Origin of the sequence: Shewanella sp. NKUCC01_JLK (assembly GCF_019345615.1) — a bacterium.
Lineage (GTDB): Bacteria > Pseudomonadota > Gammaproteobacteria > Enterobacterales > Shewanellaceae > Shewanella > Shewanella oncorhynchi.
Genome location: NZ_JAHKRD010000048.1, coordinates 1 through 269, shown reverse-complemented (window position 1 = coordinate 269; position 269 = coordinate 1). Strand labels below are relative to the sequence as shown.

The window sequence follows — 269 nt, the reverse complement described above, 5'->3', positions numbered from 1 at the left end:
ACTCACGCTTTCTTGCAACGTGTAACTTGTGGCCGTCGATGCCGCGGCCCAGCTTATCGCTATACTGCCGTTCGTCACCGTCGCACTGGGGACATTGATGCTCGCGGGCACCGGAGGTGGCAATAACACACTGACCGCGGCCGAGGCTTTCCAACCACTGCAACCAGATGCATTGCAGGCCTGCACTTGGTATTTGTAGCTGCCATTTTGACGCCCAGTAACCGTGTAACTCGGGGTGGTCGCTGATGTGATCGTTGTCCACGCCCCAT

Annotated in this window: 1 protein-coding gene; it reads right to left on the bottom strand. The window is 57.6% G+C overall.

The genetic code is table 11. The features are described from left to right. Positions 1-269, bottom strand: a 269-nt coding sequence (locus KO537_RS23005) for a chitinase N-terminal domain-containing protein (protein ID WP_219236056.1), incomplete at both ends; no start/stop codon positions are given.